Raw genomic sequence first — 22,590 nt, forward strand, 5'->3', positions numbered from 1 at the left:
CACCGAAGAATTTTAGGCAGACGTCCGACTACTCATCGGTGGATCAAGGCTTAGCCATCGGCTCACGTCATGAGCCCAAAACCATGCAAACCTACAACGACGAGGGCATGGGCGACGCTACTGACCTGGTAGTTGGCCGACTCAAAAACAAGTCGTACTACCACCTGACCATCATGGCGCGGAACCGCACCGGCTGGCACAACCTGATCCGCATCCACAATGAGTCACAAAAGACCAAGCGTGGAAAACACCCGCTGATCGACTACGACCTGCTGAAGCAATACGGTGAAGGACTCATCGTGCTCACCGGGTGCCTGGCATCGCCTGTAGCTGGTTCTGCCGCGCAAACCGGTGTGGTGGCACAGCTGGTCGTCGATGAACTCAACCTGTTTGACACCCTGCCCCAGGACGTGTCGGAAGAAGATATTGCCGACCTTGAAGACCTGATCTTTGATGCGATTGCCTCAGCAGACACCGGTGTCGCCAAAGACCTTGTAGTCGAGCTGGAACAAGTCATCCAAGACATCGGTGCCGAGGCACTTGCAGCAGACTACACCGATGCTGCCCATCGTCTGTCCCGGTTGCGCTCCAATTTCCCACAACTCCTGGGTTATGACGCCACCGTGTCGATCCAAAACGCGGTCGAGCCGCTGACCAACAAACACGACACCATCGACGCCAAGGGCGTGCAATATGCCGGATTGACTGGCACGCACTTCACCACCGACAGCGTGGAGGCCATTATCGCCGCCTACGACGATGCCGCAGAGGTCGCTAAACAGCACAAAGTCAAAGGGCAGCGACTCACTGAGCAAAACGTCAAAGATACCTTGCGGGAAGTGCTCTTTGGGATCATTGAGCAGCACTATGTTCGCCTTTTTGATCGCGGCCTGTCGCCTGCCTTGGCAGAAAGCATCACCACCAGAGTGGAAGAGACCAGCCAGCTCCTCAACGACGCCTACAATGCCACACAACGCCTGATCGACTGTGTGGGCAAAGACCACGTGTTCGTGGAAATCATGGACCATGGGATCACCTCGGAAACCTATGCAATGGACCACCTCATACCGTTGGCTGAGCATTTTGACCTTGATCTGGTGGTCACCAACGACTCCCACTACATTCACCAAGACGATGCACAAGCTCACGATGCGTTTCTGGCAGTAGGCACCAGATCGTCGCTTGATACCCCCGGTCGATTCTCGTTCAACGGTGACAACTACCACCTGATGACCGAGGTGGAAATTCGTGCCATCCACCCTGACGATGAAGTGTGGCAACAAGCCGTCACCAACACCGGCAAAGTCGCTGAGCTGGTGGCCGAAGATACTGTGCCGAAACCAGAAACTCGGTTGCCAAAATTCGACCTCCCAGAAGACTTCGACAACGCGGATGACTACTTGCGTCACCTTGTAGAGGACCTGGCCCCAGAACGCTACGGCGATGACTGGCGCGAGGATGAAGAAGTCGTAGAACGTATGAATCACGAACTGTCGGTCATCTCCGATATGGGATTCAGCGACTACTTTTTGATCACCTGGGACATTATGGATTTCTGTGCCCGAGAAGGGATAACGACGGGTGCAGGCAGAGGGTCCGCGGCAGGATCGCTGGTGTCGTATGTCTTAGGTATTGTCCATGTGTGTCCGTTAGATAACGGTCTGTTGTTTGAGCGGTTCCTAGAACGTGGACGTGTTGGCCTGCCAGATATTGACCTCGACTTCCCCAAATTCCAGCGTTGGCGGATTCACCGGTACGTGGAAGAAAAATACGGCCACGACCATGTTGCCCAGATCGGGTCATTCCAATCTGCGAAGTCTCGTGCCGCCATCCGTGACGCCGCCCGAGTGCTCACCCCTGACAAAGACCTAGCGAAAACCCAGCAAGAGCAAGATCGCCGCCGTGAAATCTTCCGTCTGGGCGACACCTTAGCTAAGACGCTGGAAACCCAGGGTGCTGACCCGCTGTCGTTTGCTGAGTTGGATGCGTTAGATGAAAACCACTCCCAGAAGATCGAGTTCTTCAAAGCGGTCGAAGAAGCCGGTGATATTGGCCGGCAAATCGTTGAACTAGCTCGGCAAATGGAAAATATCTCAAAGGGTGTATCCATTCACCCCTGTGGGTTCGTTATCTCTACAGAACCCTTGACTGACATGGTGCCGCTACGCCCTGCCGCCAATGAGGGTGAGCCAGACGTGATCATTTGGGACGGGGACATGTGTGAGGACATGGGGCTGTTGAAAATGGACTTTTTAGCCATTCAGAACCTGGACTACATGGACCGCACGTTCGAGTACTTGGCCGAACAAGACGTTGAGATGTCCGTGTTTGACATTCCTGACCCCAACGATGATGACGAAACCGTTGATAAGACGTATGAGCTGCTGCGCGAGGGGCGCACCGCTGGTCTGTTCCAGTTGGACTCCGATGGGATGACCCGGGTGCTACGCGACGTGGCACCCAATGACCTCAATGACCTATCTGCGGTGGTCGCCCTGTACCGTCCTGGCCCCTTGTCGGCTGGGATGCCCGAGGATTATGCGGCCAAGAAGAATGGTCAGCGAGAAGAAAGTTACGACCACCTGACCAAGGATGCCACGGAAATCGAGTGGCTGGACACCGTGTTAGGTGAAACCTACCAAGCCGCGCTGTACCAGGAACAAGCGATGACCTTGGGTCGAGTGATCGCTGGTTTCGATGACAAGCAGCGTTCCACGCTACGCCGGGCAATTGGGAGGAAGAGCCGTGACTTGATGCGCGAAGCTCAGAACTGGTGGTTTGAAGGTGCTCAGCAAGAGTTCAAAGACGACCAGGGCAAGGTCTATAGCCCAGTGTTCTCAAAAGACACCGCACAGCGGGTATGGGACTTCATTGAAGGTGCAGCCGAGTATTCCTTCAACAAGTGTGTCACCGGCGATACCGTAGTCCGCACTGCCGACAGTACCGGACGCACCATTGAAGAGCTCTACCGTCGAATCCATGCAAGCGGTGCCACTGAGGACGGCCTATGCCCTGCCTGCCTGCTACGCCCCGCTCGCCCGACCTACTGCGATCAGGTGTGTAACCCATGTGCCTCATGGCGGACCAAGCTCAACGATAACCGTGGCTTCACGCTGCTGGCATTGGATGAAACCGATGGCAGGATTCGTCCTCAGCGGATGAAAACGATCCATTACAACGGTGAGCGTACCGTCTACGAGCTTACCTTCAGTGATGGCTCCACCATTCGTGCAACCGACAACCACCGATTCCGTATGGTTGACGGTTACCGCCGTGTCGATGAAATCAGTATCGGGGACACCATTATCAGCCATGCCGGTAATGATTCCTATGAAAACCAGCTCGACGCACTCCGCACGACAGCTGGCCCCCGTCGTCAGATCGTCGGAAATAAGCCATGGTTGCCTGGCGAACTCAACAGTGGCTATGTCGATGGCGGCTTCATCAAGCTCCGCGAGTGGACCGAAGCAACCTTAGAAGACGCTACTTGCGACGAATGTCGTGCGACCCGAGATGAAAAGCTACTAGAGCGCGCCCACCTTGACGGTGATCGTCGAAACAATGAGCCTGAAAACCTGGCGTGGAAGTGTGCCAGTCACCATAAGATGTGGGACTACCGACACAACGGTCGCATAAAGCGCTGGGGCAAGGGCCACCTTGCTGGCACATTAGAAGTCGTTGGCATCCGCGAGGCTGGCATTGAGCCGGTCTACGATGTGGAAATGGCTGAAGGCACCGACCATAACTTTGTGGCCAATGGCGTCATCAGTCACAACTCGCACTCCGCGGCCTATGGTCAGGTAGCGTTTTGGACGGCATGGTTGAAGGCGAATCATCCGGTGGAATACTCCGCTGCAATGCTGGCGGTATCGGATAACGAAGCCAAGCGCCTGCTGGTCATCAAAGACCTTATCTCCGAAGGTATCCCAATTCAGGCTCCATCAGTGAATACCTCCCAGACCGGCTCAGCCCCGGTTGGTGGTGAAGTCCACTTAGGGTTGGCCGAGATTCGCAACGTGGGCAAAGCGGCCAACGCTATCGTGGAAGAGCGCGAAAAGAATGGCCCCTTTACCAGTTTGCACGACCTTGCCAGTCGGGCGAAGGGGCTGAACACTTTGGCGCTTCGAGCACTGATCGAATCTGGTGCCTGCGATGAGTTTGGCACCCGTCGTGGTTTGTTGAAGAACCTGGTGACCGCAAAGGTGTTGGACCTACCGGTGGATGGCACCGAATTTGGTGTCGTGGAGCGGGATGCCCGTCAACGTGCCGCAATCGGTACGGTGGTTGGCTCCAACACCCTTGACAGTATTGATCTTGACGACCTAGCTGACCGCTTAGACGAACGAGACGGCGATTTCACCTTAGACATCGACCGTCTTGACGACCTGTTGGATACCGATCACTCCGTGTGTCACCTCGGGGTGGTTTCCGGTTACGATCCCTTTGTCTCACGATCAGGTCTCATGGCAAAAGCCGAGCTGTCTGATGGTGAGTCATTGCCAGTGGTTATTTTCAATAATGCTCACCGAGATATGGTCAAACGCTATGGTGAACCAGCCATTGGGTCGCTGATGGTGGTCTCCGGCCAGGTCAAAGCCAACACGTGGACTGATGATGAGGGTGATGAGCATTCTGTGCTAGAAATCCTCGCCTCTCGCGTGTGGCTTCCAGAAGACCCCACCAAGGTTGTAGAGCAGCCTCTGGCAACCTCGATGTTGCATGATGCGCTCGATGGGACGGAGACACCAGCTGACGACGATGAGTCTGAACCTGACTCTGAACCTGTGGTTGAGCACACCGACGGTCATGATAAGAGCGATTCATCAACAGACTATGACGAAGAAGGCGACGGCGATGCCCGAGATAACTACCAGGACCCTGAGCCGGACCCTCAGCGCCGTCGTGTCACGCCGGTGCCTGTGGACCATGACGGCACGGAGGATAATCCTGATCGTTGGGCTGGATATGTCGTAGTCCATATGCAGCGAGGACGTATTGATCGCACCACCGGACGTGTCAAAGGGCATCTGGGAAGCCCACGGTCAGTGTTGCTGATGGAAGAGCACAGTGAAGAATTAGTCGTGTTGCCGGACTACAAAGCAGTGTTGGTGAAATACTCCGGAGACTTGGAATATGACATGTTGCTGCTTGAAGAGAAAACACCCTTGTAACCTGCCAACCCGCCGGCGTGTCGGGACTTGGTGACCCAAACTGTAATGTGTGACTCGCAATTTCGTTTGGCGGTTTTTCGCAGGTTCATATGGCAGTCTGCCTGACCGAAGCGCATGGGAACAATATTGAATCGCATCCTAGCTGCCTCTGGTGTTGGTATCCAAATGCACCGGCCTGATTATCTGAGCGTCTAGCACTGAATAGGCATGACATGCAAAACCGGGTATGGGAACCTGGGCGGAGTGCAGTGCGTCATACAGTGAGGGGTCTCGAGTAGGCGACGAGCTGTTTGGCTTCTGTCGTGATGCCCTCAATATTGGGTACGCTCAAACAGGTGGCATTACATATCCTGGTGTCGTTTGAACTCGAAGCTTATGCAGCAGTCGAAATCGGCAGAATGTATAGCACACCAGGGTCCTACGTTGCGTAGTCAATATCCCGGGTTTCAGTCTGGGTGAGGACAAGGACCTCTAGTAATGGGTCTTTCTTCGCACCGGCGGCATCTCGAGCATATAAATGAGGATGTCTGTTTCGTGGCGTTCTGTTGCACCCTGCTTAAATCTTTCGTAGGCTTTTTTCTTTGTTTACGGTCGCCGGGACAAGGCGTTCCGACGGAGAATCATCGGACCGCTCAACAATGTAAACGTCAGCTTCAGAAGTCAGGTCGGCAGACATCTCGTCCCGTCGAGTCCCCATTCTTTCAGACTTCATTACCTCTATTGGTGCCTGGACAGTACCGTGTCACTTCTCGCCACGGTGCATGAAATACCCCGTGTTGAGCATCCCTAATCGTCATCGGTGCTGATGAGGCCTCCGGGTTGGTGCTGGTTTCCACACCATCTCGGTACCATCGTCTTTAAGTGCCCAGCAGATGCCCTCGTTTCCGTAGGTGATGTTCGAGGAGAACCAGTAGGTCTCGTCGGGGTTCCAGCCGGCGATGACACTAGCAGAACCCGTGCGGTGGTTGACGGGAATTGCCACACCGGCTACGGCCAGATATGCGCCGACCTGGAGATGTACGGCATCATAGTGATCTGCTACCTGCACCCAATCGGGGAGCACCCAACGGCCTGTACGACCGGTCGTACGATACCAATCGTGGCGTTTCTGCGCGGTGACCTCCAGCGGAAATCGGGCGCACAGTTCTGCCCAGTCATCGGCACCGTGGATTTCGAACACCGACGCGTCCTTCGGAGCGATCAGCTCCACGCTGTCTGCACCCTCCCATCCGAGGTGATCCTCGACGAACCACAGTCCAGCTGGGCTGCCGTCACACAGTAAACGAGTCGAGGAGGGCATGGTCTTGGGCGGGTGCGACCACCATTCCCCAGTCCAGTTCGCAGTGGGGTCTGCGTCGCGTTCCGTACGAGCAGTATGCTCTTCGGTCCGTTCACGGTGTCGGGCCGCCAACAGGGCGGCCTGAATATCATCAGGGATAGCTGGTAGCCTGGCGTCTTCCCATTGCACTGCATATTGAGCCGGGATATAGGCTGGCGTGCACCACCATGCTGTCAGTTGGGAAGTCGCGATATGCTGGGCTACGCGTTGGAGGCCAAGATACATATCGGGAGCTGCCGCCAGGAGGTCCTCGCCGTCGGGTTCCTGCCAGTACCGGGCGTTGCCCACAGCCGCTACCAAGGCTTGCCGAAGCAATTGCGGCGTCGGCTCGAACAGTTCTAACGTATTAAGGCGCTCCGCGACCTGGGCAGGTTTAACCTCCAACGGTGGTATATCCGAATTATGCCAACCGAATACCGCAGTCGTGTTGTTGCCAGGCTCCAGGTGGCGCGATGCGACGACAACTGCATGACCGAACGTGTCTTCGGTACGAACCGGGTTATTGGCGAGTTCGGAAGCCAGGGCATACTCTAACAAGAGACGTCGGCCTCGGGGGCCGGAAAGTAGGATCTGCTCAATGCTTGATGTCGGAGATCTGCTATTCATGTACTTAGCCCTCCCACTTCTCGAGTTCAGCATCTCCGCTTTGCTTCCTCAGCAAAGCCATGAAACTGTCAGGATGGGAGTCGCCGTTTGGCAGCAGGATGCCACCGATCGCGTAATACTCAGTATCCGCGATGGCCTCTTCAACAATGCCCAAGGAGATCTCTACGCCGTTGGTGCCCCAGGCAGCATCCTCACAGCTAACCTCGGCATGAGGCCCACAGAGAGGATAGGTTACAACACTAACCGGAATGCCTTCATCATCGAGTCCGTCTGGGTAGGCAAGAATTTCAAGGAGGTCGAAGGAAGTTTGGCCTCTTGCCTCGAATATCACTGAGGTGTCACCAGAAGGCATCCTGTATGGCTGCCATGCATCATCCTCCGGTGTTGGCGGCAAATCATCGTCTGATTCAGCGATGGTATTGAGCCACGCTGTGATCTCATCATCGACCATCAGGTCGACAAGTCTTCCCTTGGAGCCGACGCTGATCGTAGGGAAATGATCCGTGCCAGCCCTATGATTGGTAGTCTCAGACGAGAAGGATTCCGATGTTGGCGCTGAGGTGCACGCTGAAAGAACATAAAGGGAAAATACCAGGGTCAGGAGAGCCGAGATCTTGCTTAAAGGACTGCGATGCGACATGAATTTCCTTGGTGCTGGGGATGGCTGCCATACTGATCGGCAACATGACCAAAGTCTATGTTCTGCCCACGTTACCGATCAGCTGTTGGTTCCCTACTGCAGGCCCCCATCGCACGCAACCGACTTTACAGCGCTCGAATGACTGCCGAAAGGCTTAGACGTGCCGGGGGCGTAGGCTGCACCGTAGGTGTACCAGTCTCTTTTTTTACTATTTTTGCACGTGTACCGTGCAACAGCGTCTTTGCCTCCCCCTCCGCCTGCGTAAACGCTCTTTGCGGTTGTGGGGTTCCCCGCAAGTAGTGGACATGTGATTTGCATCACGCGGCGTGCGTGAGTGTTGTTTTATCGTTGATCGCTTGATGGGCCATCGTGGTCTCAAATTCGACGGGAGGAACCATTCCCAGGCTGGAGTGTAGCCGTTGCCGGTTATAGATGACCTCGATCCACCGGGCAACGGCTTGCCTTGCTTCGGCTCGTGTTGGCCAGGTTCGTCGGTCATAAAACTCGGTTTTCAACGTCGACCAAAATGACTCTGACATGGCGTTATCCCAACACACCCCGGTGCGGCCCATCGATTGTTGAAGATGTAATTCTACGGCAACTTCGTGCATCTGGGAGGAAGTGAACTGACTGCCGCGATCCGCATGCAGGACCACGTTGTCGGGTAAGTGCTCACGTAATGTGTGCGCCATCCGCACCGCCCGTTCGACCAGATCGGTGGTCTGACGATCCTCCATAGCCCAACCCAACACACGACGCGAACAGCCATCACGAATCGCACATAAATACACAAAGCCCTCCCACGTGGGCAAATAGGTAATATCGGTGATCCACACGGCATTGAGCTGCCCGGTATCCCACTGGCGTTCCACCAAATCCGGGATATGGTAGCTTTCCACGCCGGGCAGTGTCGTCACCGGCGTGAAACGCCGCGGGCTAATGCCTTCCAAGCCTTGACGACGCATCGATTTAGCAACGGTTTTCTCATTGACCACCACGCCTTGACGAGCCAATTCGGCGGTGACCCTCGGGGCGCCATACACCCAGTCTGATCCCTCATGCACCTGATGCACTGCTTGATCCAGGTCTCGGCGGACAACAGCCTGATCACTGGGCCCGTGGGTCTGGCGTTGGCACCAAGCATAAAACCCGGATCGAGAGACCGCTAATAACCGTGCCATGCGAGCAACTGAATACTCTGTCTTCATCGCAAACATCAGTTCGAATCGTTCCGATGTTGTTGCTTCGACGCGAAGAAGACAGCCGCTTTTCCCAAAAACTCGTTATCTTTTTTCAGCTCGAAATTCTCTTGACGCAACCGCTTGAGCTCCGCGTGTTCCTCCTCAGACAACGACCCACTCGATGCAGACGAACCACGTCGGGCTTTCTCCAGCTTCACCCACTTGCCTAACGTCTGCTCTCCGACCTTAATCTCCCGAGCCACGGCAGCAATCGATCGGCCGGTATCAATCACCAGCCCTGCCGCCTCACGCTTATACTCCTCGGTAAAAGACCGACGCTGTTTCTTCTGTTCGTTCATATCTGAACATCCTTCCAGCAAGACCGAAATCCCGCTACTCAAGATGTCCACTTTTCAAGGCTAACCCCAGTTGGGCCAGCTTTGGTCTTGAACGTGACCCAGCTGGTGCGAGCCTTCAACGTGGATGTCACCTTGACCTTCCGATTGGTACCCGATGTGATGTACCACGAGACATGGCCAGAAGTTTGACCGTGCGACTTATGCGGATTGTGTGCTTGGACGCGACCTGTGAATCGAGTGCTCTGCAGCTGAAGTGATGAGGGATCATTTGAGCTGTCAACTGTGTTACCAAACAGACCATCGGACTCGGACGTGTCGATGTACTCCTCACCGACTTCTTGGGATGGAGAGGACTCGTTAGGTATATCCGCGTCGTCTAGTGCGGTCGAACCACCGGTGGGGGTTACTGTTGGGGCTACTTCCTGAGCATATGCTGCAGATGGTGCTAAAAAGCTCAGCGCGATTGCTACTGCACCCGCCAACCCAAGTACTTTCTTGGAACGTTTCATGATGCTTCTCTCCTAAACATAATCTGATTGTGAATGAGGATCGATAGTGGTGGATTTAGCATATAGGGCTACGCGGAAAAGAACAGACTTGTTTTGTTTCGTGTTATCTGATAGTGCCCAATTGTTTTTGGTAAGTAGAGTCGTATTGCCGAACTTTATGCTTTGGTTTGGTGTTAGCAATATGGATTATGAAGCCGCAGATATTCAGCCCACCCACGCGCGAGAATCAGCTCTTAGACTCGTGGTGCATGGCGGCCATTCCAATACGACAGGACTAGTGAGCAGGGAATTTAGAGACGCTGAAGCGATTTTGCAGATGACTTGTGAAAGTGACCCACAGGGTTATTACTGCTAAGAAGTACGATGCGCCTAATCGAGTTTGCCCCACAAAACGTCGCACCGGATACTAACTGTACGTGTTGATGATGGTCTTCGCCTCCCGGTGTCGAGGCTAACCTCCAAAAATCAATCGTCACTACACCCACGTCCCTAGAAAGGTCTTAGATTCACTTTTGCCGTAGACATTGTCCAGAACTTTATGATCGGATTTTCCGAAGGTTCAAAAACGTTCGTTTTTGCTACAACGTTTTTCGCCGTCCAGGTTTTATGCCAGTCATCAATGAATATCACGGGGCCAGCTCGAAGCAATTGTTGCAGAGTCAGTGCCAGTTTCTATGTTGCGGATCTTCCGCGCTGGGACGGGTACTGCTACATTGGAGCTATGGCACATGCTCTGGGGTACGCCCGGGTCTCGACGTCAGACCAAGATGCACGCTTACAACACGACGCGTTGCAGGCAGCCGGGTGCTATGGATTTTTACCGATACCGCTTCTGGCTCCCTCCAGTCGCGTCCGGAATTGGACAAGCTGATGGATCAGTTGCGTCCCGGCGACACCTTGGTGGTGTGGCGCTTGGATCGGCTGGGTCGTTCGATTCGGCACCTTATTGATCAGCTGTCCGATCTGCAGGCTCGTGGTATCGAGTTCCGATCGCTGCAAGAAAATATCGATACGTCTTCTCCTGGTGGTCGATTGGTGTTCCATATTTTCGCCTCCCTGGCGGAGTTTGAAAGCGACCTGATCCGGGAACGTACCCATGCTGGGCTGGCGGCGGCTCGCGCACGTGGCCGCACAGGGGGCCGCCCTCCATTGCTGACCGATGATCAATTATCGACTGCCCGGAAGTTGTATGCCCAACAAGACATGACGGTCGCCCAGATTGGTGAGGTCTTAGGCGTCAGCCGGACGACGATCTATCGGGCGTTACGTCGTGACTCGGACGGTGGGCTACCGGCACGTCGTGGATCAACGAAGACGGTGTAGTCATGGCCTGGGGCACATATCCACTGGACTCGGATGGTGCCGCTGCGCATGAGCATTGCTGCGACACGGTGGCAGGTGGTCCGTCGCCACGCCGAGGATGGGGAGTCGTTAACCCAGATCGCCCAAGACGCGGGACTCGCTTTGCGCACCGTCCAACGGTGGAATGCAGCCTATCGACGTGACGGAATAGCCGGGTTGACACCAGTAGAGCCATTGAAGCGGGGTCGCCGAACCCATCCTGACCTCCAGGCCTTCATCGAAGGCCTGGCCTTGAGCAAGCCGCGACGATCCATCGCCGCTATTGCTCGCAAAGCCCAGACGAAGGCAACCCAGCAGGGCTGGCCGATGGTTTCGTATACTACAGTTCGGTCCATTGTTGGCTCGTTAGATCCAGGAATGGTCATGCTCGCCCACCACGGGCCGGTGGCCTATCGGGATCATTTCGAACTGGTGTGGCGGCACCGGGCAGAACGGGCCAACGAGACGTGGCAGGCCGATCACACCCAGCTCGATATCCTCATTGTGGATGCGAATCATCAACCCGTCCGCCCATGGTTGACCGTGATCTTGGATGACTATTCTCGGGCCGTCTGCGGTTATATGGTCTTTGTTGGTGCGCCGTCAGCGCTGAACACGGCGTTAGCACTGCGTCAGGGAATCTGGCCAAAAAACCATCCGAACTGGCCCATGTGTGGCATCCCCGATGTGCTCTATGTGGATCACGGACCCGATTTCACCAGTGGCCATCTGGCCCAAACCGCACGGGATCTGCATTTTGAAATCATCTACTCGACTGTTGCCCGGCCACAAGGCCGAGGTAAAATCGAGCGAATATTCGGCACACTCAACACCGAACTACTGGCGGAGCTGCCGGGGTATATCACCGACGGGCACCGCCATCCAACACCGGTCCTGACGTTAGCTGAACTGGATGCCGCCATCGGGGCATTTATTGCTGAAAACTACCATCAACGCGACCATCCAGAGCTTGACCAAACTCCGCAGCAGGTGTGGCTCGGGGACGGATGGCTTCCCCGTCTGCCCGAATCGATTGACGAGCTGAACTTGTTATTGCTCAGCGTGGCCAAACACCGCATTGTGCGTCGCGATGGGGTGCACTTCCAAGGGCTGCGGTATGTCTCTCCGCTATTGGCTGCTTATGTGAAAGAACCAGTCGTGATCCGCTACGACCCGCGCGATATTTCTGAGATACGTGTCTTTCACAAAGACCAGTACCTTTGTAAAGCAGTCGATCCTGACCATGCGAACGCCACGGTGAGCCTCAAAGACGTCCAGACGGCACGCGCGGCACGCCGCCACGAACTGCGCGGTCAAATCAACCAACGCATCGCAGTCGTCGCCGAACCTCAACATACCTCAGCCCCGAACCAAACAACCCCTGTTGCATCACGACCTAAGAAACCGAAACTGCGTACCTACTTTGAGGATGACTGATGGCCCAGCAGCGATTTGTAGCCACCAAAGAACACCGTCGATTCATCGAGTTCGCCGATGCCGTCCGAAGACAACACACCATCGGTATCTGCTACGGCCAAGCCGGCATTGGCAAAACACTGTCTGCCACGCGCTACGCCAACTGGCACAAAGCCCAAACCCTGCTGGAAGAATGGGGACCGCGCGAGGACTCAGACTTCCAGATCTATGCCGCCCTGGCTAGAAAACGCACCGTCTTTTTCACGCCCGGAGTACTCACCACTCCGAGACAAGTCCAACAAGATCTCGCAGACCTCGCCGCCCGGGTCTCCATCTGCATTGACCAGCATCTCGAGACCCTCGGCAAACTCACCGGTCCACCGAGAATGCGACTCAAAAACATTGACCTGCTCATCGTCGACGAATCCGAACGCCTCGGTCCCTCAGCGCTGGAATACCTTCGCGACCAACACGACCGCACAAACATGGGGCTGGTCCTGATCGGCATGCCCGGGATCGAAAAACAATTTAGTCGCTACCCCCAGCTTTACAGCAGAGTCGGCTTCGCCCACGAATACCGACCCCTGGCCGAAGTGGAACGCCGCTTCGGCCTCGAACGCCGGTGGCACAAACTCGGACACACCCTCGACCCCGACGACTTCACCGATGCCCAAGCACTAGCCGCAATCGCCCGCGTCACCCATGGCAACTTTCGACTCGTCGACCGACTGTTCACCCAAATGGAACGCATCATGAAAATCAACGAACTACACACCATCACCGACGACGTTGTCGAAGCAGCACGCTCAACCCTGGTCATCGGCATCTGAAACCGCCATCCGGAGCTGCGAAAAGCCGCCAAATGAAGTTGAGAGTCACATGTAATGCATTACAGTTTGGGGTAGAACAACAGAAGATTGAAGGCGCACGACGGGCCGAAAGACAGATCGGTTATCGCTATTTGGGAAGCCGTGGTGCGGGTTCAAATCCCGCCATCTGATGAAGATCAGGTGTAGCTTAATCTGGCAGAGCACGTATTATCCCGGTCGTCTACTACATGACCGTCGTGCCCTTCTTTGACTTACACCTTGGGTGGGGCGAGTCGAAGCGCATCGGTTATCTCTTTGACTACGGAAAACACCGGTTCGTACCCCATATTCGCTACACCCATTGGGGGATGCGGACTGTTTTTAGGACAGTTTGGGTTCCAGTTGGTTCAGGGCACGGTATTGGTTGATGCTGTAGCCGCCGAGAGACACTTTGATTCTGGTGGTGTTGTAAAACTTGATGTAGGCATTGATGGTGGTTTCCAGTTCGTCAGCTGATGTCCAGCGGCGGCCGTAGTACATTTCGTTTTTCAACCGGCCGAAGCAGCCTTCACAGGCGGCGTTGTCTGGGCTGTAGCCCTTTTTCGACATCGACCGGATAATGTTGGCCGCTTCGGTGCGGCGGATCCAGCTCCTGGAGCGATAGTGGGCTCCGCGATCGGAATTAACCCGAATTCGGGTTAATTCCGACAGTGGAATACAATATCGCGCGTTGGGCTACTTCACACACTGGAGAAAGCCCAAGCGGTGGCCTCGGTGGGCTCCAAGGAGATTCCTACGATAATGCCATGGCCGAAGCGTTCAACTCACTCTATAAGGCCGAGCTGAGCTTTCTCGAAGGACTCTGGCGGGATCGTGCACAGCTCGAAGCGGCCACCGCGGACTGGGTTCACTGGTTCAATATTGAGCGCCTGCACTCCATGCTCGTCTACCAGACCCCCGCCGAAGTCGAATCTAATCACTACTCGACCGACGCCCAAACGCCAGTGGCAGCCTAAAAATTAAAATAATCATAGCCTCCACAAGACCTGGGACTTGAAAGTGTGTTTATTCACCCGCTCCTGTGTGTCTAAAACACTCTGATCTCCGCTATTAACGACAGCCATTGGCTCCCAGTGGTCGAGATTGGACCCATGCTGTTGGATATCAGCCGGGGATTGAAATGGCTGAAGAATCAAATCATGCGTTGCACAAATGCTCCCTAACAGTCAACACTCTAGAAATAGAAGCACTGATTCCATGGCAAATAATCATATTCTGAATTGCTTAGGATATTAGGCAACGAAACCTTCTTGTAGGTTTGTTTTTATCCTATAATCGAACCAGGCCGAACACGCCGCCTGCTCCGCAAACGACATAGTCGCTCATGCATCGAACAGGAACTCTAATTTATTGATTTCAGGAGTATAAAATGAAAAGCAAGCTACACAATATCCTCGCCGTGGCTGCAGCTACGGCGACTCTCGTAATTGGTGGAATAACCGCAGCACACGCTTCAGAATCCGCGAATTTGATAACCATAGATTCAGGGCAAGCAATCGCACCTGATAATAGCAATATAACCGTTGGGGAAGAAGCAAATACGGGTGCTGACATCACCCCGCTCGCAGTGAAGAGTGTCGGTGGAGGTACTTGGAACTACGGATCACGTCTGGGTCTTGTACCTCCGAAGACATGCTGGTCAAACTATAAGCATAACACAAAGTATCACAGCTCAACTGCGATTCTAGCGAGCAGCAATGTCACTGGTTATGCAAACGCTCGATCATGGTCATACGCGAAAACTGGTGCAGGAGCAGCATATACATGCTATACATATTGGAATACCTACTAACTGACCCTTTGAATACAGATATCAACCATATGGAGTGAGCTGCGTGACAAGCCTTGTATAAACACAGTTGTCACGCAGCATCATCCATCCTTGGCTTAACTTTCATGGGGTGACATGAGAGCACTTCTATCTCTGCTTCTGCTTGCTATTATGAGCTCCCTACCTTTAGCGGTGCTGGTTCAGAATGCCATTCAGAGTGAGGTCCATGCACTAACCGCAGCCAGCAGGAGTGGGCCAGCACTAATCTGGCCTGACGACCTTCGAGTCGCGGTACCTGAGGAAACGTTAGCTGTACTTACGAATCTTTCGGAAGACAGTGGCGTTAATATCACTCGAATGTCTGTGTCAGATCAACCTGGGGGAAGAACTCAGATCACGGAGTATGTTCTCAATAATAGGGATGATTCAACGCTGCTCACAGATTTATCCGGGGCAAAAGACGGGATAAAACAGTCTTGGATACTCAGTGCTGAAGACCTCAAGACTCTTTCCCAACCATTTGCTAACGATGACGTTGAAAAAGTTGTACCTTTTGGTAACGGCTTTGACCTTGAGTTTCGTTCATTAAAACAAGCTTTCGATCATTTACCTGCGTCAGGAATTTATTACATTGATGCGCTTGACCCAGAGGCCGCAGCCGAGTTTTTTTCAAGCGTAGAGACAGAGCTCGAAGCTGCCGGTCTTGTTGACCTTAGTTTACAGTCTCATACACCTACAACCGGTGAACAGTCACTTACGGTACCAATTGCCCTTAAGTTACTTCCATACATGCTCTCAGGCTTTGCACTGATCATTGTCGTTTCATTGATCTTTCGCGATGGAACGCGAATTGGTATATTGCGTCTGTTTGGATTTTCTACTGTAAGAATTTGGTTCATTTCAACTGGCCGAATACAAGTAATTGCATCTTGTGTTGCTCTCGGAGTTGTCCTATTGATAGGCATCCTGATACCTGGTGCACGCCCGATGGCACTTTTGTCCATTTGTGTTCCGGTGATAATTGCATGCAGCTCTTTGCTGGCTATATCAGCAATTACATCTACTGCAATAATCAAATGGACGTCTTCCACCAGCTTATTGAAAGGATTTATGAGATGAGGCAACACCCCAAAAACAGCTTAAAAGATAAGCCGAAAACGCGGATATCTTCGAGCACAGCCACATTGACTTTTGCCGCGATTGCCAAGGTAGTCGGGGTTGTGGTTCTGGTGTTTGCAATGTTGATGACATGGGTGACCTTAAAGGAATCTAATGCTCGGGAAGTGATCATTCATGATTGGAGCCACACAAACAATTATGCGGTGTTTTACCCTCGACTCAACGGCGATGATTTAGCAGAGCTCCAGGCTGGAGGGCATGAATCAAAGATTGTAGAAGCCCGAGATCTCTACCCTCTACTTGACCAACAGGGTGCTATATATGTTGATGCATCTGATTATGCGCCTGGCATTCCTCCCCACCCCTGGTTACCTGTGGCTCCTGTTAGAGTGAATCTGAATTACTTGGAACAATATCCGCTCAAAGACCAAAACGGAGAAGAAGTCCAAATAAGCCCGGATGAACACGACTGGGTAGTAGCCATCCCAGCTCAGTATATGGACCGAGAGCTTGAGATTAAAAAACAAATTCAATTATCACGTACTGGTGGACCTAACTTCGAGGGGGCCGTTCAGGGACAAGAGAACATGCTCCGAGAACCAGTTCCGTCAAGTCTTAAGCAGCAACGGGTCCGCATCATCTGGACGAAACCTTCACAAGAATTCTTTACTTTCAACTCCACTATTAATCCAGATCACGGAAATACTATTGTAGATCCGATCGTGGAGATCATGACTTCAAAAAATAGCATGACGATCGACCGCCTGAATTCAATAACTGGAGACATGAATACGGCACTAAAAGTACGTACTGATGGAAACCCTAAAATTACGTTGAATCAACTGAAGAGCACCCTAACTGAGCTTCGGCTCAGTGACAATTTACAGACGCTCGTCACACCCCAGCAGGCAATGCTTGAGGAGGTAAACTATCTCAGGTCAACTATCACCTGGAGCATAATCACAGCTGGAGCTGGTGTGCTTATTATGCTCGTGTTCGGTGCATCGTTTATCAGCTTGTTTTGCGACCGTTTGCGTCGAAAAATAGTAGTTAGGAGACTCCACGGACATGGGTACTTTCGTTCCTATCGTGAGCTCATAGCTGCCATTGTCGCTACGTGGGTTCTATCAGCACTGATCTGTTTAGCCGGCAGCCTAGTAAATAATGCATCCTCATTTGAACAGCCGGCCAATCTTCAAGGACCAATCGTGGAATTACCTCACTTGGCCATGATCCTGATAATTGTTTTCATAGTGGATCTCTTATTTATGACATTTGTCGTCCACCTAGTGGAACGGCGAAACATAGTCCGACGGGTGAAGGAGCTCTAAAACATGAAGCCACTTATTGAATTGAGAAATGTACAAAAACATTATAAGTCTAGAACTCTATTCAAAAGTATAAACTTAAAGGTATTTCCCGGTGAGATGATAGCAATAATGGGACCAAGTGGTTCAGGAAAATCCACTCTGCTGAATATCCTTGGCCTGCTTGATGTCCCTGATAGCGGTGAAGTTCTATTCCAAGGGGCACCGGCACCGAAGCCTCGAAGTCGTGCAGCAGTACGATATAGACGCGAACGACTTGGATATCTTTTTCAGAATTTTGCACTAATTGAAGATGCGACAGTCAAACAGAATCTTGAAATAGCACTGGCCTACGTCCCCAGATCGGATCGAACAGCAAAACGGATCGATTCTGTATTGACCACAGTTGGTCTCCAAGGTGTTGAGAACCGGCGAATCTATTCTTTTTCTGGGGGTGAACAGCAACGCATAGCGCTAGCGCGTCTACTCCTTAAGCCCTGTGACATTGTATTGGCAGATGAACCAACTGGTTCACTCGACAACCACAATAGAGATCAAATACTGGCGTTACTAAAGGAGCTACCGGAAGCTGGCAAAGCTACTCTCATCGTAACTCACGATGAGACCGTTGCCCAAGCGTGCAATCGAGTAATTCACCTGAACAATTGTGAGGCATTTGAATCGGAAATGAGCGCCGGATAGATATTATGTGCGATTCCCGCACTGCCATAATATGCCGATGGCTGACTACCGGTATAATGTACAGAGCCAAGAATTATAAGCGCAGTTTAAAAATTCAGGAATGCAGCTCATTCAGCGACCCGGTTGAACCCATGAACCGTCCCGGTTTTCATGCCGCGGGTTTACTAGCGGCAACCGCGGATAACGAGTCGCACTTTCATCATGATAGAGCTCTTCGAATTCCATAGGACTGAGGTAACCCAACGTGGAATGCAAGCGTTCCTCGTTGTACCAATGAACCCAGTCCACGACCAGGTCCGTGACCTCCAGTTCAGATTTCAATGGACCAGTTCGAAACGGTGAATCCCTGGCCACTGCCCCGTTCTTGAACAAGCCCATCACCGTTTCAGCAACAGCATTATCGAAGGCATCACCAATAGTTCCAATCGAAGGAATCAGCCCTTCCACGGCCAACGTTTCAATATATCTCTTGGACGTGTATTCACTCCCAGCATCTGAGTGATGGATCATCTGTGCGCCTTGCCTCTCCTGAGAGTCCCGCCCATGACGGCGTTGCCATAACGCCAGTTGGAGAGCTTGTTCGACAAATGCCGTGTCATGGGTGGTGGAGGACGCCCAGGGAAGAATCCGCCGGGAGAACAGATCGATCACGAACGCGACATAGGTGAACCCTGCCCGAGTCGCCACGTACGTGAAGTCTGTGATCCAGATCTTGTCCGGTGTATCGGTGCAGAAGTTACGGTTCAGCAAGTCCTAGGCCCGGTGCCCATCCTTGGCCCGGATCGTGGTGGTGGTCCGCCGACCGCGCACCAAGCCGTTCATCCCGGCTACCCGCATCAGCCGATCCACGGTGTGCTTGGAAACATCCGGGTACCCGTTGTGACGTAGCCAGTGCAGCATCTTGCGCCGCCCATACAGGACCTCTGGTTTCGGTCGGCCCTTGTTATCTGGTTGCTGCAGGTCATACAGGGCGTTGAGGGCCAGAGCGTCGGTCACTGACCGGGGTGCTGGTCCACGTTGTTTCCAGCCCCGATACGTGCGTGGAGAAACCTGGAGCCCCACAAGGGTGAGGGCCTGACAGATGTGCTCGACTCCACAACCACGTTCGCGCTGCTGGTCAATGAACCCGGAAATTAGCGCTGGCGAGGGTCGAGCTCCCTCGCGAAGAACATCGATGCTTGACGTAGGATCTCGTTGGTTTCCTCCAGGTCCCGGACCTTGGACTTCAGGGCCTTGATCTCGGCGAGTTCCTCACTGGAAGGCCCCATCCGGTCCCCGGCATCAACCTGGGCTTGGAGAACCCAGCGGCGCAGAGATTCCCCGCCAACATTCAGCTTCGGACCCAGGTCCTGGCACGCTGCGTAAACGGACTGATAACGATCTAGACGATCCAGAACATAGGACACTGCACGGTTCTTGACGTCCTGTGAACACTGCTTGGGCATAACAACCATTCTCTCAAAAGAAAACGGCACGGAACCCGGGACGATTCACCAAGACGCCTCCGGGTGACGTAAACGGGTCTACGACGACCCCAAGACTCCCTACCAGCGAATCCTGGACTCAGGGATCCTTTCCAGCACTCAGCAGCACGAGCTGGAAGCGATCTACAGCAGTATCAATTCAGCTCAGCTGACCCGACAAATCCTGACCTGCCAAGACCGATTCATCAGCCTGGCCAAAGACAAAACCCTGACCATCGCAGTCAACATGGACGACAAGCACCACACCCGCCAAAAACGCCGCACCACTGGCATCCGCATCAACGCCAGCTAACGAGGCCTTCACACTCAAAATAGCTGAGGCACGACCTATCATTCACGCTCAGTTTGACATGAGGCACTACACCTCAGCCTGGTAGATGAAACCTGCTGTATGAATAAGTCACATCAGATCAAATTAGAGAATAGTTTTCCAGATAGCGATAATAGTAGGAGTTTTTGCTTATTTGAATGCGAGACCAAATAGAGAAGACATTGCGTCTTCTATTCTTTCTTGAAGCTTTGTAAGTTCGCCCCTGTAATTTAGAAGTTCTTTACTGCCCATAAACATCGAAATAATAATCCAGGTGAGTTCATCGACATCGACACCATTACGCAGTTCGTTCGCACTAGAAGCAGAATCTATCAGCCGACGAACCATTGGCTGCCACACTGCATATGGGTCGATTGCAATGTCGGGGAATTCTTTTCCAGCCTGCATAGTCAGCTTGAAGGAAGCAGAAACTATAACTGAATCAGCGATAAGCGATGCGATTGTTGAAGTAAGCGATTCGAGGCGCAGGCGAGCCGTATCACCTTTATCGATTGCAGTCATTGCAGCTGCTTGCAACTGCTTTTGCCCTTCAAGCAGCACTGCACTCGCAAGATTATGTTTGCTCTTAAAGTGGAAATAAAGCGCTCCCTTACCTGCTGAAGTCTCATAAAGCACATCAGAGATTTTAGCCTCTGAATATGGAAGCACTGAAAAAACTTTCGCGGCAGCCTCCAGAATGGATGCTCGAGTTGCGATAGACCTGTCTTGTTGTGCCATTCGGCCCCCTCTTTCGTAACTTCATCTATAATAAAACCTACCTGCATGTTTTACGGGGGCTTTGCCCAGTGCCACAGGGGAACGCATGACTCATCCACAAAACGAACTTCCATCGCATAACGGTATCGATAATCTGCTCGGAGATTCAGAAGATCGCTACCTTGGTAACGGTTTCATGAGAGTAAAGCATACCGTCACGCCTCTTTCTGTTTCGGAGAATGGGGGAAAATTTCTAATTAACGTCAGATACCCGAGAGATTGGTCGCGCAAAAGAAGTATCAATCAGTCAGCACACCTAAGCTCGATTGACGCTATCGCCTTGAGTGTCCAATTGCTTGAGAACTGGGCTAGCCACTCAGAACACATCCTGGATACTTCAATGGGCTGGCTTCAAATGTGTGAACTCCGCCCCGGACACATGCCAATCGACGTTTCTGAACCGATCAGTGCTTCTATTTTAATTACAAATGTTATGTCGCAGGAGATCGGTGACAGTTCTACCTCAGGACATCGGTAACAGTTCTGGGGGTTGTGGTGGTGACACTTCCAGAAGATTTCGGGTCGGTTCTGATTGATGGGTGACCAAAAATAATGAACCTGTTGATGCTCGTATCCGTCTGGCGATTGCTAATTGGCCCAAGGACGCACCCCGTGGCAGTGTGACCGCGTTTTGTGCTGAACATGGCATCAGTCGCAAAACCTTCTATGCCCTGCGCGCTCGGGCACGCAACGAGGGTCAAGCCGCAGTCTTGGAGCCCCGGTCTCGTCGACCCAAGACCTCGCCCACCAAAATCAGCGAAGACGTCAAAGATCAGGCGGTCGCGGTGCGCAAAGCCCTGGAAGCCTCGGGTTGGGATCACGGGCCGATCAGTGTGCATGACAAAATGCTGGCCATGGGCCTACAGCCACCAGCAGTAGCCTCCTTGGCACGGATCTTCCGAGAACGTCAGGTGGCCCGAGTCCAGCCCAACAAGAAGCCCCGGGCTGCGTACCGGCGGTTTGTCTATCCAGCGCCCAATGCGTGTTGGCAGTTGGATGCTACCGAGTACGTGCTGGTGGGTGGACGCAAGTGTGTGATTTTCCAACTGGAAGATGACCATTCGCGTAAAGCTATCGCCTCGCATGTCGCCCCATCTGAAAATGGGGAGGATGCGGTGGCGGTGATGCGCAAAGGCATCGCTGCTGCCGGGGTGCCACAGCGACTGTTGACCGATAACGGAGCGGCGTTGAATCCTGAACGGATGGGCTGGATCGGCCAACTGACCGCGTATGCCAAAACACTAGGTGTCGAGCCGATCACCGGAAGGCCTGGTCGCCCAACCACCCAAGGCAAAAATGAGCGGTTCCATCAAACATTGTTCCGATGGTTGGATAAACAACCCCTGGCCGCCACGTGCGCAGAGCTCCAAGCCCAGGTCGATGAGTTTGACCGCTACTACAACACACACCGCGGACATCAGGCCTTAGCCGGGCGGATCACCCCGCAACAAGCGTGGGATGCCACACCGGTAGCCGAAGCACCCCGACCTGCGCCACAACCGATCGATCCACAGATCCCAGTAGCCGTCTCACCCGAACTGGGGGCTGAGTTGCCAGCCCACGAAGGCATCACCGATCTCAGCGTGCTCTGGGAGGCCACCGCGACCAAAGCTTCCGAACAGGCCTCGAGTTGCCAGTGTGTGTGATCAACTATAAGTAGGCCAGATGAGCAGAGAAATCCAGCCAGTT

The 22,590-nt window shown here is 53.2% G+C and carries 18 protein-coding genes and 3 pseudogenes; 11 read left to right on the forward strand and 10 right to left on the reverse strand.

The window, feature by feature from the left end:
- The first annotated feature begins 83 nt into the window (after positions 1 to 83).
- Complete coding sequence (gene dnaE / locus L0H14_RS07235) at positions 84 to 5,171, forward strand: DNA polymerase III subunit alpha (protein ID WP_301421565.1); 5,088 nt, start codon at positions 84 to 86, stop codon at positions 5,169 to 5,171.
- Between the two features lie 793 nt (positions 5,172 to 5,964).
- On the opposite strand, the gene L0H14_RS07240 is transcribed toward dnaE, so the two are convergent.
- The 4 genes from L0H14_RS07240 to L0H14_RS07255 all read right to left on the reverse strand — a co-directional run bounded on the left by L0H14_RS07240 (position 5,965) and on the right by L0H14_RS07255 (position 9,805).
- Positions 5,965 to 7,116, reverse strand: coding sequence for a hypothetical protein (locus tag L0H14_RS07240; protein ID WP_301419540.1), 1,152 nt, complete (start codon positions 7,114 to 7,116; stop codon positions 5,965 to 5,967).
- A 4-nt stretch (positions 7,117 to 7,120) separates the two neighbouring features.
- Positions 7,121 to 7,756 carry a hypothetical protein gene (locus L0H14_RS07245; protein WP_301419539.1) on the reverse strand — a complete coding sequence of 212 codons (636 nt, stop codon included), beginning with the start codon at positions 7,754 to 7,756 and terminating at the stop codon, positions 7,121 to 7,123.
- Positions 7,757 to 8,073: 317 nt separating this feature from the next.
- A protein-coding gene (locus L0H14_RS07250) for an IS3 family transposase (protein WP_301421566.1) occupies positions 8,074 to 9,296 on the reverse strand; the annotation gives its coding sequence in 2 pieces (ribosomal slippage) (positions 8,074 to 9,032 and positions 9,032 to 9,296; 1,224 coding nt in all).
- A gap of 38 nt (positions 9,297 to 9,334) precedes the next feature.
- Entirely contained in the window at positions 9,335 to 9,805 is a 471-nt protein-coding gene (locus tag L0H14_RS07255) for a hypothetical protein (RefSeq protein ID WP_301421567.1), read from the reverse strand.
- A 721-nt stretch (positions 9,806 to 10,526) separates the two neighbouring features.
- Between L0H14_RS07255 and L0H14_RS07260 the strand changes: the two are divergent.
- The 3 genes and pseudogenes from L0H14_RS07260 to L0H14_RS07270 all read left to right on the forward strand — a co-directional run bounded on the left by L0H14_RS07260 (position 10,527) and on the right by L0H14_RS07270 (position 13,392).
- Positions 10,527 to 11,128, forward strand: a pseudogene (locus tag L0H14_RS07260) (recombinase family protein).
- Positions 11,129 to 11,176: 48 nt separating this feature from the next.
- Positions 11,177 to 12,583 carry a Mu transposase C-terminal domain-containing protein gene (locus L0H14_RS07265; protein ID WP_301421568.1) on the forward strand — a complete coding sequence of 469 codons (1,407 nt, stop codon included), beginning with the start codon at positions 11,177 to 11,179 and terminating at the stop codon, positions 12,581 to 12,583.
- Complete coding sequence (locus L0H14_RS07270; protein ID WP_301421569.1) at positions 12,583 to 13,392, forward strand: AAA family ATPase; 810 nt, start codon at positions 12,583 to 12,585, stop codon at positions 13,390 to 13,392. The genes L0H14_RS07265 and L0H14_RS07270 overlap by 1 nt, the downstream gene beginning before the upstream one ends.
- A 360-nt stretch (positions 13,393 to 13,752) precedes the next feature.
- Here L0H14_RS07270 and L0H14_RS07275 read toward each other — a convergent pair.
- Positions 13,753 to 14,058, reverse strand: a pseudogene (locus tag L0H14_RS07275) (transposase); the annotation flags it as partial.
- Between the two features lie 23 nt (positions 14,059 to 14,081).
- Between L0H14_RS07275 and L0H14_RS07280 the strand changes: the two are divergent.
- The 5 genes from L0H14_RS07280 to L0H14_RS07295 all read left to right on the forward strand — a co-directional run bounded on the left by L0H14_RS07280 (position 14,082) and on the right by L0H14_RS07295 (position 18,330).
- Positions 14,082 to 14,387, forward strand: coding sequence for an integrase core domain-containing protein (locus tag L0H14_RS07280; protein ID WP_301421570.1), 306 nt, complete (start codon positions 14,082 to 14,084; stop codon positions 14,385 to 14,387).
- 413 nt (positions 14,388 to 14,800) lie between these two features.
- Positions 14,801 to 15,223 (forward strand): lactococcin 972 family bacteriocin, encoded by a 423-nt coding sequence (locus L0H14_RS12515; protein WP_367618023.1) that lies wholly within the window; start codon positions 14,801 to 14,803, stop codon positions 15,221 to 15,223.
- Positions 15,224 to 15,565: 342 nt separating this feature from the next.
- On the forward strand, positions 15,566 to 16,321 hold the full coding sequence (locus L0H14_RS07285; protein WP_301421571.1) for a hypothetical protein: 756 nt from the start codon (positions 15,566 to 15,568) through the stop codon (positions 16,319 to 16,321).
- A complete protein-coding gene (locus tag L0H14_RS07290) occupies positions 16,318 to 17,652 on the forward strand; it encodes a DUF1430 domain-containing protein (RefSeq protein WP_301421572.1) in 1,335 nt (444 codons plus the stop codon). Before L0H14_RS07285 ends, L0H14_RS07290 begins: the two co-directional genes overlap by 4 nt.
- A gap of 3 nt (positions 17,653 to 17,655) precedes the next feature.
- Positions 17,656 to 18,330, forward strand: coding sequence for a putative bacteriocin export ABC transporter (locus L0H14_RS07295; RefSeq protein ID WP_301421573.1), 675 nt, complete (start codon positions 17,656 to 17,658; stop codon positions 18,328 to 18,330).
- Positions 18,331 to 18,441: 111 nt separating this feature from the next.
- On the opposite strand, the gene L0H14_RS07300 is transcribed toward L0H14_RS07295, so the two are convergent.
- The 5 genes from L0H14_RS07300 to L0H14_RS07320 form a co-directional block, all read right to left on the reverse strand.
- Positions 18,442 to 19,080 (reverse strand): IS3 family transposase, encoded by a 639-nt coding sequence (locus tag L0H14_RS07300; protein ID WP_301421574.1) that lies wholly within the window; start codon positions 19,078 to 19,080, stop codon positions 18,442 to 18,444.
- A 3-nt stretch (positions 19,081 to 19,083) separates the two neighbouring features.
- Positions 19,084 to 19,326 (reverse strand): transposase, encoded by a 243-nt coding sequence (locus L0H14_RS07305; protein ID WP_301421575.1) that lies wholly within the window; start codon positions 19,324 to 19,326, stop codon positions 19,084 to 19,086.
- Between the two features lie 137 nt (positions 19,327 to 19,463).
- Positions 19,464 to 19,775, reverse strand: a complete 312-nt coding sequence (locus L0H14_RS07310; protein WP_301421576.1) for a hypothetical protein — start codon at positions 19,773 to 19,775, stop codon at positions 19,464 to 19,466.
- Between the two features lie 178 nt (positions 19,776 to 19,953).
- The gene (locus L0H14_RS07315; protein ID WP_301421577.1) at positions 19,954 to 20,148 is read right to left on the reverse strand and encodes a hypothetical protein; all 195 of its coding nucleotides are present in this window, start codon (positions 20,146 to 20,148) and stop codon (positions 19,954 to 19,956) included.
- A 126-nt stretch (positions 20,149 to 20,274) separates the two neighbouring features.
- Positions 20,275 to 20,862, reverse strand: a complete 588-nt coding sequence (locus tag L0H14_RS07320; protein ID WP_301421578.1) for a TetR/AcrR family transcriptional regulator — start codon at positions 20,860 to 20,862, stop codon at positions 20,275 to 20,277.
- 85 nt (positions 20,863 to 20,947) lie between these two features.
- Between L0H14_RS07320 and L0H14_RS07325 the strand changes: the two genes are divergently transcribed.
- Complete coding sequence (locus tag L0H14_RS07325; protein ID WP_301421579.1) at positions 20,948 to 21,379, forward strand: AvrD family protein; 432 nt, start codon at positions 20,948 to 20,950, stop codon at positions 21,377 to 21,379.
- 142 nt (positions 21,380 to 21,521) lie between these two features.
- Positions 21,522 to 22,403 (forward strand): annotated as a pseudogene (locus L0H14_RS07330) (DDE-type integrase/transposase/recombinase); the annotation flags it as partial.
- Positions 22,404 to 22,590: the final 187 nt, after the last annotated feature.

The sequence above is a fragment of the Yaniella sp. genome (assembly GCF_030453185.1).
Lineage (GTDB): Bacteria > Actinomycetota > Actinomycetes > Actinomycetales > Micrococcaceae > Yaniella.